This is a genomic window from Salinarimonas sp., assembly GCF_040111675.1.
GTDB lineage: Bacteria > Pseudomonadota > Alphaproteobacteria > Rhizobiales > Beijerinckiaceae > Salinarimonas.
On the sequence record NZ_CP157794.1, the window covers coordinates 3,935,291 to 3,947,786 of the forward strand.

The 12,496-nt window shown below is 70.5% G+C and carries 10 protein-coding genes and 1 pseudogene; 1 reads left to right on the forward strand and 10 read right to left on the reverse strand.

Translation table 11 applies throughout. The features are described 5' to 3' along the window. Positions 1 to 42: 42 nt before the first annotated feature. Positions 43 to 1,014: a glutathione S-transferase family protein gene (locus tag ABL310_RS18300; RefSeq protein WP_349368433.1), complete on the reverse strand. Its 972-nt coding sequence runs from the start codon at positions 1,012 to 1,014 to the stop codon at positions 43 to 45. 162 nt (positions 1,015 to 1,176) lie between these two features. Here ABL310_RS18300 and msrA point away from each other — a divergent pair, with 162 nt between their 5' ends. Continuing rightward, complete coding sequence (gene msrA / locus ABL310_RS18305; RefSeq protein ID WP_349368434.1) at positions 1,177 to 1,818, forward strand: peptide-methionine (S)-S-oxide reductase MsrA; 642 nt, start codon at positions 1,177 to 1,179, stop codon at positions 1,816 to 1,818. A gap of 7 nt (positions 1,819 to 1,825) precedes the next feature. On the opposite strand, the gene ABL310_RS18310 is transcribed toward msrA, so the two are convergent. From ABL310_RS18310 to ABL310_RS18350, 9 genes and pseudogenes are all read right to left on the reverse strand, one after another. Next, a complete protein-coding gene (locus ABL310_RS18310) occupies positions 1,826 to 2,530 on the reverse strand; it encodes an alpha/beta fold hydrolase (protein ID WP_349368435.1) in 705 nt (234 codons plus the stop codon). 9 nt (positions 2,531 to 2,539) lie between these two features. Continuing rightward, positions 2,540 to 3,676 (reverse strand): cobalamin-independent methionine synthase II family protein, encoded by a 1,137-nt coding sequence (locus ABL310_RS18315; RefSeq protein WP_349368436.1) that lies wholly within the window; start codon positions 3,674 to 3,676, stop codon positions 2,540 to 2,542. A gap of 479 nt (positions 3,677 to 4,155) precedes the next feature. Next, positions 4,156 to 5,130 (reverse strand): annotated as a pseudogene (locus ABL310_RS18320) (cupin domain-containing protein); the annotation flags it as partial. 6 nt (positions 5,131 to 5,136) lie between these two features. Next, positions 5,137 to 6,114, reverse strand: a complete 978-nt coding sequence (locus ABL310_RS18325) for an ester cyclase (RefSeq protein ID WP_349368437.1) — start codon at positions 6,112 to 6,114, stop codon at positions 5,137 to 5,139. Next, on the reverse strand, positions 6,111 to 7,142 hold the full coding sequence (locus ABL310_RS18330; protein ID WP_349368438.1) for a LacI family DNA-binding transcriptional regulator: 1,032 nt from the start codon (positions 7,140 to 7,142) through the stop codon (positions 6,111 to 6,113). Before ABL310_RS18330 ends, ABL310_RS18325 begins: the two co-directional genes overlap by 4 nt. 17 nt (positions 7,143 to 7,159) lie before the next feature. Next, entirely contained in the window at positions 7,160 to 8,467 is a 1,308-nt protein-coding gene (gene hisD / locus ABL310_RS18335) for a histidinol dehydrogenase (RefSeq protein WP_349368439.1), read from the reverse strand. A 292-nt stretch (positions 8,468 to 8,759) separates the two neighbouring features. Further along, on the reverse strand, positions 8,760 to 9,935 hold the full coding sequence (locus ABL310_RS18340) for a carbohydrate ABC transporter permease (protein WP_349368440.1): 1,176 nt from the start codon (positions 9,933 to 9,935) through the stop codon (positions 8,760 to 8,762). Between the two features lie 4 nt (positions 9,936 to 9,939). Beyond that, on the reverse strand, positions 9,940 to 10,968 hold the full coding sequence (locus tag ABL310_RS18345) for a sugar ABC transporter permease (protein WP_349368441.1): 1,029 nt from the start codon (positions 10,966 to 10,968) through the stop codon (positions 9,940 to 9,942). A gap of 274 nt (positions 10,969 to 11,242) precedes the next feature. Beyond that, complete coding sequence (locus ABL310_RS18350; protein WP_349368442.1) at positions 11,243 to 12,466, reverse strand: extracellular solute-binding protein; 1,224 nt, start codon at positions 12,464 to 12,466, stop codon at positions 11,243 to 11,245. Positions 12,467 to 12,496: the final 30 nt, after the last annotated feature.

Genomic DNA, 12,496 nt, shown 5'->3' on the forward strand with positions numbered 1-12,496 from the left:
GGCGCTCCGGCCGGGGATGACAACGGTGGCGCCTGGCGCCCCTCACCCCCGCCCGTGCGGCGCCATCAGGTCGAGCTCCGGCCCCAGCGGCACGACGCCCGACGGGTTCACGCTCGGGTGGCTCTCGTAATAGTGCCGCTTGATATGACCGAAGTCGCAGGTCTCGGCGACGCCGGGGATCTGGTAGAGCTCGCGCAGGTAGCCGGAGAGGTTGGGGTAGTCGACGATCCGGCGGATGTTGCACTTGAAGTGCCCGACATAGACCGGGTCGAAGCGCACCAGCGTCGTGAACAGCCGCCAATCGGCCTCGGTGATCGCGTCGCCGACGAGGTAGCGGCTCTTCGACAGCCGCTCCTCCAGCCAGTCGAGGGTGGCGAAGAGCGGGCGCACCGCCTCCTCGTAGGCCTCCTGGCTCGTGGCGAAGCCGGACTTGTAGACGCCGTTGTTGACGTCGTCGTAGACGCGCGCGTTGACCGCATCGATCTCGTCGCGCAGCGGCGCGGGATAGTAGTCCCCCGGCGTCGCGCCGACCCGGTCGAAGGCGGTGTTGAGCATGCGGATGATCTCGGCCGACTCGTTCGAGACGATGGTCCCGCGCTGCTTGTCCCAGAGGACCGGCACGGTCACGCGCCCGGTATAGGTCGGGTTCGCGGCGGTGTAGACCTGGTGCATCACCCGCGCCCCGTTGACGGGATCGGGGATCACCCCCTCGCCGGGCGCGAAGGTCCAGCCCTCCTCGCCCATGAACCAGTGCACCACGGACAGCGAGATCATCTCCTCCAGGCCCTTGAGCTTGCGGAAGATCAGGGTGCGGTGGGCCCAGGGGCAGGCGAGGCTCACGTAAAGGTGATAGCGCCCCGGCTCGGCGGCGAAGCCGCCCTCCCCGCTCGGTCCGGGGGAGCCGTCGGGCGTGATCCAGTCGCGGAACTGGGATGCCTGGCGCTTGAAGCGTCCGCCGGTGGATTTCGTGTCGTACCACTGGTCCTGCCAGCGTCCCTCGACCAGAAGGCCCATCGCTTCCGTCCTCTTCGTGTCGCGTCGCGTCTCTTTCATCTACGCAAGCCAACGCCGATAGACCAGGATCTTTCCTTGCGCCCGCGCCCGCGGCGTCTTGCGCAGCCCGATTGCGCCCGAGCCCGCGGCCCCCACATTGCGGGAAAGCGAAGGAGACCGACCATGGTTCGCATGATATCCCGCACGCTGCTCGGCGCGCTCGCGGGCGCCGCCCTGCTCGCCGCGCCCGCCTCGGCGCAGGACGGCGACGGCACGGCCCGCGCCATCCTCGCCGGCGGTTGCTTCTGGTGCGTCGAGGCCGATTTCGACGAGGTGCCCGGCGTGCTCGAGACCACGTCCGGCTATGTCGGCGGCGCGGTGGAGGACCCGACCTACGAGCAGGTTTCCGCCGGCGGCACGGGTCACGCCGAGGCGGTGGAGATCGTCTACGATCCGAACCGGGTCTCCTACGAGGAGCTGCTCCACGTCTTCTGGCGCACGATCGACCCGCTCACGGCGGGCGCTCAGTTCTGCGACGTGGGCGAGCAGTACCGCTCGGCGATCTTCCCGCTCGACGCGGAGCAGGAGCGGCTGGCGCGGGAGACGAAAGAGGAGGTCGCCGGCCGCTTCGACGAGCCGATCGCCACCACGATCGAGGAGCCGACGGAGTTCTATGCGGCCGAGGACTACCACCAGGATTATTACGAGAAGAACCCGCTCGCCTACAAGTTCTACCGCTGGAATTGCGGCCGCGACGCCCGCGTCGAGGCGCTCTGGGGCGAGGAGGCCGGCGGGCTCGGGATCTTCGAGGGCGAGGCGAGCTGAGGCGACTTCACCCCGCGAGCCACGCCGCCATGGCCGCGTTCACCGCCTCGGGCGTCTCCAGCGTCGGCAGGTGGCCGGCGCCGGGGACGATCGTGAGCGTCGAGCCGGGCATCAGCTCGTGCATCAGGGTGTGGCGCTTGACCGGGCAGAGCCGGTCGTCCTCGCCGCACAGGATCAGCGTCGGGCCGCGATAGGCGCGCAGCGTCTCCTGCTGGTCGGGCCGCGTCTGCAGCGCGCGGGACTGGCGGGCGAAGACCTCCGCGCCCTGCGCCAGCGCCATGGCGAGGGCGAGGTCGCGGATGTCCTGCCGCTCGCTCTCCGCGTGGAGATAGACCGGCCACATGTCGCGGCGGATCACCGCCTCGAGCCCGCCGGCGAGCGCCTCTTCGATCTGCGGCTCGCGGGCGGCGCGGACCTTGTCGGTCTCGCCGAGCGGGTTGGTGTCGAGGAGCGCGAGGCGCGTCACGCGGTCGGGCGCCTGGCGCACCACCTCCATCGCCACGATCCCGCCCATGGACAGCCCCGCCAGCGCGAAGCGCGGCGGCGCTTCCGCGAGGATCGAGGCGGCGAGCGCCGCGACGCTGTCGGCATGGGCGATCGTCGGCACGGACACGGAGCGCATCCCGGAAAGCGCCGCGATCTGCGGGCCGTAGAGCCGCGCGTCGCAGAGCATGCCGGGGACGAGGAGGAGGGGTTCGGGATTCTCGGTCATGGCGCTTCCTTACGCCGGGACGCGTGCGCCCGCCAGGGCCGCGCCCTCCGCCAGCGTGGCGAGCTTCGCATAGGCGATCTCGGGATCGACCGCGCCGAAGCCGGCGAAGGTGCCGAAGCCGCAATCGGAGCCGGCGATCACCCGCTCGGCCCCGACGATCGGCAGGAACCGCTCGAGCCGCTGGGCGACGACCTCCGGGTGCTCGACGAAGTTCGTCGTGGTGTCGACGACGCCCGGCACGAGCACGACGTCCTCGGGGATCTCCCGCGCCCGGTCGCGGAAGACGGTCCATTCGTGGGCGTGGCGCGGGTTCGAGGTCTCGAACAGGAGATAGCGGGCCTTCACCGACATCAGCGTCGAGAACACCTTGTCCATGCCGATGTCGCAGACGTGCGGGCCCTCGTAATTGCCCCAGCAGATGTGGACGCGCACCTTCTCCTTCGGCACGTCGGAGAGCGCGTGGTTGAGCGCCTCGACGTGTGTCCGCGCCACGCGCACGAACTCGTCGTCGGAGAGGTCGGTGAACAGCATGTGGCGCGAGAGGGCGAGGTCCGGGCAGTCGAGCTGCAGGTCGAGACCGGCGGCCACGATGGTCTCGTACTCGGCCTTCATCACGTCGGCCAAGGCCGCGAGGTAGGCCTCGCGGGTGGGGTAGTGGGCGTTCTGGAGGAAGAGCGAGATCACGCCGGGCGAGGCGGCGTTCATGAAGCCGCGGGCCGCGCCGTGCTCGGCCATGGCGGCCTTCAGGTTGGCGATGTCCTTCTCCAGCTCGCCCTGGCCCTTGGAGCGCACCTCCCCGATGCATTGCGGGCGCGCGTAGGTCGGCGTGCCGCCGGACCTGGCGAGGCGCTCGAGGAAGGTCGGGTAGAGCTTCAGGTCGGCGGGCGCGTTGCGCGGGCTGTCGCCGCCGAAGCCCTCGTAGCGGTCCTTGACGTAGGTGGCATACGAGATCTTCGAGGTCTCCCCGTCGGAGACGATCGTCACCCCCGCCTCGACCTGGCGGCGCACGGTCTCGGACACGGCTGCGCGCATGGTCTCGTCGAAGACGGCCTCGTCGACGGGCTCGCCGCGCTCGCGGGCGAAGAGCTGGTCGACCACCGCCTGCGAGCGGGGCAGCGAGCCGACATGGGTGACGGGGATGCTCATCGGGGCGTTTCCTTTTCCAAGACGAACGTGTCCAACGCGAACGAGCCGACGCTTCGGGCTCTCTCCTCTCCCTCGTGGAGAGCGCTCGGCGGGCGCGCCGAAGCCTTTCCTTCCCTGTAGGGGAAGGTGGACCGCCGCGAAGCGGCGGGACGGATGGGGCGCGCGGAACGCGCGTTCGGCGAAGCCGAAGCCGACGGGCGAGACCGCCGGTCACCGGTCACTTCCGCTTCGCGGAACGCGTCGCTCACGCGCCGCGCCCCATCCGTCACGCCGCCTGCGGCGGCGCGCCACCTTCCCTACAGGGAAGGATCGGATCGGAGCGCCGCGATCCGAAAGAAGCCATCTTCCGGGGTCCGGCCGGAGCGCTGCCCGACGCCCCTCAGCCCTAGCCCCTCTCCACGAGGGAGAGGGGAATCGCGACGCGCGCCGCCCCCCCCCCGGCCGCTGGCGCGGCCCACCTCCCCTGCGGGGAGATGTGACCGCCGCGTCGGGCCGGGCTGGTCGTCCGTATTGCGCACGCGGTAGAGGCTCGCCTCGCCGGACATGGAGGGCGCGAGCGCGCGCGAGAGGCCCGGCGGCACGGCGCAGGTGTCGCCCGGCGCGAGCACGGTCTCGCCGCCGGCCCAGGCGAGGCGCCAATGGCCGCGCATCACCATGAGCACCTCGTGCCTCTGCGTCGCGTAGGCCTCCTCCGGGATCGAGCCGCGGGCGAGGAGCTCGACCTCGAAGCCGGGGCGGTCGCGGATCAGCCCCTCCGCGCCGATGACCCTGGCCGGCTCGTGCTTCGCCAGCGCCATCAGGTCCCAGTAGCGGGCGATGTAGTCGCGCACCACCGCCGACGGCGGCAGCTCGGGGAAGGCCTCGAGCTCCTCCTCCGTCAGGAGCGGCATCGGCGGCACGCCGTCGGGGAGATGCTGGCCCTTCTTGGTGTCGTAGAGCTTGCCGTTCTTTCCCAGGACGAGGCCGTGGTCCTCGGCGTCCTCGATCACCTGGGGCGCCCAGATCACGCCGCCGCCGGCGTCGTCGCCGCCGAGGATCGCCATGATCATCCCGTAATCCGTGCCGATGTTCTCGAAGCCGCGGAAGATGCCGGTGGGGATGTCGAAGATGTCGCCCTCCTCGAGCACCACCTCGCCCGCCGTGCCGAAGCGCCCCCAGAAGAAGCGCCAGCGGCCCTTCAGCACGAAGAACACCTCGGCCGTGCGGTGGGAATGGAGCGAGTTGCGACACTTGGGCGGCTGGCCGGCGGCGCCGATGTTGAAGCCCGGCGTCTCCGCGATGTGGACGTGCTGGTCCGGGCTCTCCGAGACGCCCCCGCCGATGATGGTGAAGTTCTCCTTCTGGTCGGAGCCCGGCGTGTGCGCGTCGATGAAGGCGGTGCGGCAGGGCACGAGCGCGCCGTAGCGCACGATGCGCGCCTCCATCTCGGCCGGCGTGAGAACGGGCGTGTCCATGGCGTCTTATCCTGCGTGTCCGGTATGGAGGAGGATCTGCTTCCAGATCGCGGTCTCGTCGAAGAGCGTCCATTCGCGGCGCAGGCCCGCGGGCCCGAACTCGGCGTGGGAGAAGCCCATCACGTAGACCTCCGCCCCCGTCGGGCGGCCGAAGGCGCCCCAGCCGTCGTGGCGGCCGTGCAGCGACCAGCGCAGAGCCGCGCGCGGGGGCATCATGGGGTCCTCGCGACCGATCACGTGCTCGATCGTGAAGGCCGCGGAGGGGAGCGCGGCGCGCAGCCCCATCCAGAAAGCGTCCGCCGCCGCGCGGCCGTGGCCGGTGACGCCGCCGGGCAGCTCCAGCTGGCAGGCGCGGTCGTACGCGCTCGCGATCGCGGCGAGGTCGGCGTTCATGATCCGCGTGAGGAGCGCCGCGTAGCGCGCGCCCCATTCCGAGTCGTTGCCGCGGCCCGTATAGATCGGCGGCGGGTTCGTCGCCGGCGTCAGAGGCCGGCGCGCGCTCGCGGGACCGCCCTCCGCCGCGATCTGGTCGCGGGCGTAGTCCGCCGGGTCGAGGCCGAGCTGGCGCACGATGGCGCCCTGGTCGCGGATGATCCACTCGTCGTAGATGACGTTCTCCCGCGCGGCGCAGTCGGCGATGATGCGGTAGCGCAGCGTTTTCCCGGTCGCGCGGCCGTAGACGCCGTCGCGGGCGTGGGTCGCGGTGGAGAGGATGCGGTGGGAGGAGAGATAGCCCGCCTCGTCGTCGCCCGACCAGATCACGTCCTCGCCGAGGAGCCGGCGATCCGGGAACTCGGCGAGCGTCGCCATCGTCGCGGCGATCACCGCCTCGTTGCCGACGACGAGGCCGGCGGGCGCGCGCACGGGGATGTCCGGCGCGTAGGTCTCGCGCAGCGTGTGGACGCCGCGGCCCTCCCAGATCTCCTCGGTGACGCCGAGGATGTAGTGCGGAAAATCGCGCCAGCGGGGGTCGAAGCCCTTCATCGGGTGGTCTCTCGCTTCACGGTGGAGCCGCGCACGACGAGGGGTGCGTCGATGCGCAGGTGGCGGGGCGCCATCGACGGGTCGTCGATGCGCGCCATCAGGGTCTCGACGGTCGCCGCCACCATCGCATCGGCGGACTGGCGCACCGTCGTGAGGTCGTAGGCCGGCCAGCCGGCCATGGGCACGTCGTCGTAGCCCACCACGGCGACGTCGTCGGGCACGCGCAGGCCCAGCTCGAAGCGCAGCGTGTCCATGACCGCGAAGGCCATGTGGTCCGAGCCGACGAAGAGCGCGTCCGGCCGCTCCGGCCCGGCGCAGAGCGCGCGGGTGAGCTGCTGCGCCACCTCGCGGTCGTACATCCCGTCGACCACCGCCACGGGAGCGACGCCGTGCGCGTCGAGCCGCGCGAGGAAGCCTTCGCGCCGATCGCGCCCCGTGGAGGAGCCCGACCAGCCGGTGACGTGCGCGATCCGCCGCCGGCCCAGGGAGACGAGGTGGTCCGCCGCCTTGGCGCCGCCGGCGACGTTGTCCGAGGTGATGGCGGAAAGCCGCTCGTCGTCCTGCCGGCGATTGAACAGCACCACCGGCACGCCCGCCGTCTCGCAGCGCGCCGCGAGACGGTTCGAGATCGACACGGAGGCCATGATCACGCCGTCGACCTGGTAGTCGAGGAGCCCGTCCAGCACGTGCGCCACGTCCTCGTCGGCGTTGGACGCCATGAAGACGAGCACGTGGTAGCCGAGCGCCTGGAAGGCCTTGGAGAACTTCTCCAGCGCCACCGGGTAGAACTGGTTGTCGAGATAGGCGACGACGAGCGCCACGATGCGCGAGCGCCCGGTGATCAGCGTGCGCGCCAGCACGTTGGGGCGGTAGCCGAGCTCCTCGGCCGCCGCCATCACCTTCGCGCGGGTCGCCTTGGAGACCGAGGCGCCGGGCGTGAAGGCGCGGCTCACCGCGGACTGGGAGACCCCGGCCCGGGCGGCGACGTCGAGGGAGGTGGGCGAGGGCTTGGGCAACGGCTTGGACATGGTGCGCGCGGGCCCGCTCACTCAGCCGCCGCGCCGTAGGGCACGTTCCGGCGGCCGAAGCGGCGCACCCGCACGTTCGCCTGCTCGGCATGGCCGACGAAGCCTTCCAGCATGCACAGCCGCGAGCAATAGGCCCCGATCTCGGCCGCGGCCTCGTCGGTGAGGACCTTCTGGTAGGTGTGCGTCTTCAGGAACTTGCCGACCCAGAGCCCACCGGTGTAGCGGCCCGCGCGCTTGGTCGGCAGCGTATGGTTCGTGCCGATGACCTTGTCGCCGTTGGCGACGTTGGTGCGCGGGCCGAGGAAGAGCGCGCCGTAATTGGTCATGTTGGCGAGGAACCAGTCGTCGCGCGCCGTCATCACCTGGACGTGCTCGGAGGCGATGCGCTCGCTCTCCGACAGCATCTCCTCGTAGCTCTCGCAGAGGATCACCTCGCCGTAATCCGCCCAGGACACCCGGGCGATGTCGGCGGTGGGGAGGATGCCGAGCAGCCGCTCGATCTCGGCGAGCGTCTCCACGGCGAGCGTGCGGGAATTGGTGATCAGCACCGCCGGCGAGGTCGGGCCGTGCTCGGCCTGGCCGAGCAGGTCGGTCGCGACCATCTCGGCGTCGACCGTCTCGTCGGCGATCACGCAGGTCTCGGTCGGGCCGGCGAAGAGGTCGATGCCCACCCGCCCGTAGAGCTGGCGCTTGGCCTCCGCCACGAAGGCGTTGCCGGGGCCGACCAGCATGTCAACCGGCGCGATCGTCTCCGTGCCGAGCGCCATCGCCCCCACGGCCTGGACGCCGCCGAGGCAGAGGATCTCGGTCGCCCCGGCGAGATGCATGGCCGCGACGATCGCCGGATGCGGCTTGCCGTTCACCGGCGGCGCGGCGGCGACGATGCGCTTGCAGCCGGCGACCGCGGCGGTGAGCACCGACATGTGGGCCGAGGCCACCATCGGGTACTTGCCGCCGGGCACGTAGCAGCCGACCGCGTTCACCGGGACGTGCCGGTGCCCGAGGATCACGCCGGGACGGGTCTCGACCTCGAGATCCTGCATCGTGGCGCGCTGCGCTTCGGCGAAGCGGCGGATCTGGTCTTGCGCGAAGCGGATGTCCTCGAGGTCGCGCGGGGAGACGGCGGCGATCGCGGCCTCGATCTCGGCGTCCGTGAGGCGGAAGGCGGCGGGCTCGTAGCGGTCGAACTTCGCCGAGAGCTCCCGCACGGCGGCGTCGCCGCGGGCCTCGATGTCGGCGAGGATGCCCTCCACCGTCGTGCGGACCCTGGCGTCGTCCTCGGCGCGCTCCGCCTGGCTTCGGGAGGATTTCAGAAATTCGGGCATGGGGTCACCTGAGTTGAAGGGTCGCCTCTCTTGTCCTTCCCTGTAGGGGAAGGTGGCGCCGCGCGGAGCGCGGTGACGGATGGGGCGCGCGCAGCGCGTTCCGCGAAGCGGAAATCGGGCGGTGTCCGGCGGGCGCACCATGCTTCGGCTACGCCGAACGCGCGTTCCGCGCGCCCCATCCGTCTCGGCTTCGCCGAGTCACCTTCCCCTACAGGGAAGGAGAAGGCCGGGTGCGCCATCGCCGACCTCGTGCTTCGCGATCGGTCGAACTTTCGCGCGGGGCCGGATCTCCTCATCCCTTCACCGCCCCCGCGGTGAGGCCGGACACGATCTGGCGCTGGAACACCATCACGAGCAGGAACAGGGGCGCGGTGATCGACACCGCCGCGGCCACCGCGCGGACCTGGTCCGTCGTCGTCGTCTCGCGGTTGAAGAAGCCGGCTATGGCGGGGACCATGGTCTGGTTCTGCGCGTCGAGCAGCAGCGAGGTGACGAGGAAGTCGTTGTAGGCGAGCAGGAAGGAGAACAGCCCCGTCGTGATCACGCCAGGCCACATCACCGGCATGATGACGCGCCAGAACGCCTCGAAATGCGAGCAGCCGTCGACCCGCGCCGCCTCGTCGAGCTCGGCCGGGATGTTCATGAAGAACGAGCGCAGCATCCAGATCGTGAACGGCTGGTTGATCGCCACCAGCACCAGGATCACGGCGAGCGGCTGGCCGTAGAGCGTCGGCGCGTTATCGCCGAGGATCGGCTCCAGGATCTCGGCGGAGTTGATGAAGGGCGGCAGGTAGCCGGACACCAGCACCGAATGCGGCAGGGCGCGGAAGATCAGGGCCGAGATCAAGAGCCAGAAGGCGAGCGAGGAGCGCGTGCGCGCGAGCGCATAGCCCGCGAGCGTGCCGACGGTGAGCGAGATCGTCACCACGCCGCCGGTCACGAGGAGCGAGTTGAGAAAGTTGCGGTAGAATTCCTGGTCGACCCAGACGTTCCGGTAATGCTCCAGCGTCAGCCCGAGCACCGGCTGCGCCAGGAGCCCCAGCACCGGGATCGGCGCGAGCAGGGCCTCGAGCCCGCCGAGCACGGCCGGCAGCAGGAGCGCCAGCACCGCCATCGCGGCGACGCCGTAGAGCACGCCGCCGACGAGCCAGCCGAGCGGCAGCCAGGCGTCCGGCGCGGCCTTCTCCACCCATCTCCCGAGCCGGCGCGCGGCGACGAGATACAGGGCGACCAGCGTCGCCGCGCCGAGCACGAGATCGAGCACGGAGAGCCCCTGCCCCGTCGCGCGGGTCGCCGGCCCGAAGATCACGGCGAAGGGGTTCGCCGCGAAGGCGTCGACGGGGAGCTTGAAGCTCATCACCGCGATCCAGAACAAGGGGAACGCGGCGATCAGGCACCAGAAGCCGAGGAAGAGGCCGGTCGTCCAGCGCAAGGATGCGGAGGGCTGCAGGGTCTTGGCGCCCATCATGGTCTCACCCCCTCGGCCGGTAGTCGCGCCAGGTGCGCATGAGAAGCGGGATCAGCAGGACGACGATGCCCACCATGGTCAGCATGGAGGAGGCGGAGGCCCGCGAGATGGAGCGGTTGCCGGAATCGTCGGGCGTCAGGAAGTCGTAGGTGAGGAATTGCAGCGAGATCCGGTGGGCGGAAGCGGAGAAGCCGATCACCTCCTCGAAGACGCGGTAGGAATCCATCAGGTGGATCAGGGCCACGAAGACGATGAGCGGCATCAGGTGGGGCACGACGACGTAGCGCAGCCGCTCGACGCGCGAGGCGCCGTCGATCACCGCGCTCTCGAGCGTGTCCTGGTTCACGGTCTGGAGCCCGGCGTAGAACACGACGAAGGCGAAGGGCGCCACGTGCCAGACGCGGTAGAACAGCATCAGCAGCTCGATCGTCCACCCTTGCGCGAACATGAAGATCTCGCGCCCGGTCAGCGCCTCCATCGCGTTCGTCAGGATGCCGTCGCCGATGAACAGCCAGCGGATCGACAGCGCGCCGATCACGGGCGTGATGATGAAGGGCAGGAGCGAGACGAAGATCACCGGCCCGCGCACGGAGCGCACCACCGAGTTCACCGCGAGCGCCACCGCGAGACCGAGGCCCAGCACGAGCGGCAGCGTGATCAGCGTGAAGGTGAGGGTGAAGCGCAGCGCCTTGTAGAAGTCGATGTTCGACAGGCGCGTCCACACCCCCTCCCCCGCCGCGAAGGCCGCGGCGACGGCCTCCGGCTGGAGCAGCGCGCGGTAGGTCTCGAGCCCGACGAAGACGGTCCGCGTGACGACGCGCCCGTTCTCGTCGAGCAGCGGCCGCGTCGAGACGATGGTCTCGCAGTTCGGCGCCGGGAAGCCCGGCGTGCAGCGCTCCTCCTCCACCCGCTCGAACACGGTCTGCGTGTTGTAGAAGCTCTGGGCGAAGACGAAGACCAGCGGCGCCGCGATGAACACGAGCATCATGATCAGGGACGGCCCGACGAAGGCGAAGAACGTGCGCGGCTTCATCCCTGTCCCTCCCTGAGCGTGGTTGCTCTCGACCCGATACCGGTCGAGCGGGTGTCATCCCCGGCCGGAGCCGGCGAAGCCGGCGGAGGGGAAGGGGACCCAGCGCGAGACTGTCGCGCCGCAGGCGCTCCCTGCGCCGCCGACCAGGCGGCTGGTCGCCGCCGACAGCGGCGGCTTCGCCGCGACTCCATTGCTGGGTCCCCTTCCCCTCCGCGCCTGACGGCGCTTCGGCCGGGGACGACACGCGGCGCGCGAACCGCGCCGCGCGTCGGCGTTACTGCAGCAGCCCCGCCTCGCGGGCCGCGGCGAGATAGGCGGCCTCGGTGTCGGCGAGGGACTGCTCGGCGCTCTCCTGGCCGGTGAGGTAGTCGGCGATGTTGTTGCCGATGGCCGTGTGCAGGAGCCCCATCTCGACCGACGAGGGATAGGCCACCGGCCCGGCCATCGCCGTCTGGATCGCGCCCTCGGCGAGCGGGCCGGGCGTGTAGCCCTCGATCAGCCAGACCGCGTCGTCGTTGTTGGCGGCGACCATCCGCGGCGAGAGCCCTTCCAGCGCCAGCCGGAAGGCGGCCTCGGCCTCCTCGTCGGGGATGTTCTGGGCGATGACGATGCCGTCCCACCAGATCGTCGTGGCGGGCTTGGCGCCCTCCTCGGCGAAGGGCGCGGGCGCCATGCCGACCTTGCCGGCGACCTGGCTCTCGGCCTCGTCGTCCATCGCCGCGGCGCGGGTGGCCCAGAGGTTGGCCATGGCGATCTTGCCCTGCTGGAACTGCTGCTGGACGTAGGTCGAGTCCGAGACCAGGAATTCCGGATCCATGTACTCGGTTAGCGCCTTCATCGTCTCGAGCGCCTTCACGCCGGCTTCCGACGTGATCAGCGTGTTGCCCTCCGCGTCGAAGAACTCCCCGCCGAAGCCGGCATACATGTTGACGAAGTCCTGGGCGAGGTTCCAGCCGGACGCCATGGTGGCCCCGATCGGGTACTCGACGAGCCCCGCCTCGCGGATCTTCGCGGCGGCGTCGAGCACCTCGGCGTAGGTGGTCGGCACGTCGAGACCGAGCTCCTCGAACACGTCCGTGCGGTACATCAGGTGCTGCGTGTTCACCATCATGGCGATGGCCACGATCTTCCCGTCGACGCGGATGAGCTGGTTCGGCGAGAGGTCCTGGCCGTACTGCTCGACATAGGCGTCGAGCGGGCGGATGGTGCCCTCGTTCAGAAGCGGGGTGAGCGTGCCGTTGGCGACGCCGCCGATGTGGTAGAGCGAGGGCTCGGCCGCGAAGGCGGTCGGCTGCTTCTGGCGGAACTCCTGGTCGAGCTCGACCACGAGGTTCGGCGCGCACTCCTTCATCGTGTCCGTCACGGCCACCCAGGCCGGGAAGGCGGCGGAGAGGTGCTTGATCGCCAGGTCGGTGGTGAAGTCGCATCCCTCCTGGGCGAGGGCCGGGCCGGCCGCGAGCGAGAGCGCGGCCGCGAGCGCGATATGGCTGGTCTTCATTCTCTGATCCTCGTTCCCCGTTGGTCTCGT

Bases quoted from the DNA above. Each gene is read 5' to 3' on its own strand.
- ABL310_RS18300 (WP_349368433.1), bottom strand. From the start codon at position 1,014: ATGGGCCTTCTGGTCGAGGGACGCTGGCAGGACCAGTGGTACGACACG.
- msrA (WP_349368434.1), top strand. From the start codon at position 1,177: ATGGTTCGCATGATATCCCGCACGCTGCTCGGCGCGCTCGCGGGCGCC.
- ABL310_RS18310 (WP_349368435.1), bottom strand. From the start codon at position 2,530: ATGACCGAGAATCCCGAACCCCTCCTCCTCGTCCCCGGCATGCTCTGC.
- ABL310_RS18315 (WP_349368436.1), bottom strand. From the start codon at position 3,676: ATGAGCATCCCCGTCACCCATGTCGGCTCGCTGCCCCGCTCGCAGGCG.
- ABL310_RS18325 (WP_349368437.1), bottom strand. From the start codon at position 6,114: ATGAAGGGCTTCGACCCCCGCTGGCGCGATTTTCCGCACTACATCCTC.
- ABL310_RS18330 (WP_349368438.1), bottom strand. From the start codon at position 7,142: ATGTCCAAGCCGTTGCCCAAGCCCTCGCCCACCTCCCTCGACGTCGCC.
- hisD (WP_349368439.1), bottom strand. From the start codon at position 8,467: ATGCCCGAATTTCTGAAATCCTCCCGAAGCCAGGCGGAGCGCGCCGAG.
- ABL310_RS18340 (WP_349368440.1), bottom strand. From the start codon at position 9,935: ATGATGGGCGCCAAGACCCTGCAGCCCTCCGCATCCTTGCGCTGGACG.
- ABL310_RS18345 (WP_349368441.1), bottom strand. From the start codon at position 10,968: ATGAAGCCGCGCACGTTCTTCGCCTTCGTCGGGCCGTCCCTGATCATG.
- ABL310_RS18350 (WP_349368442.1), bottom strand. From the start codon at position 12,466: ATGAAGACCAGCCATATCGCGCTCGCGGCCGCGCTCTCGCTCGCGGCC.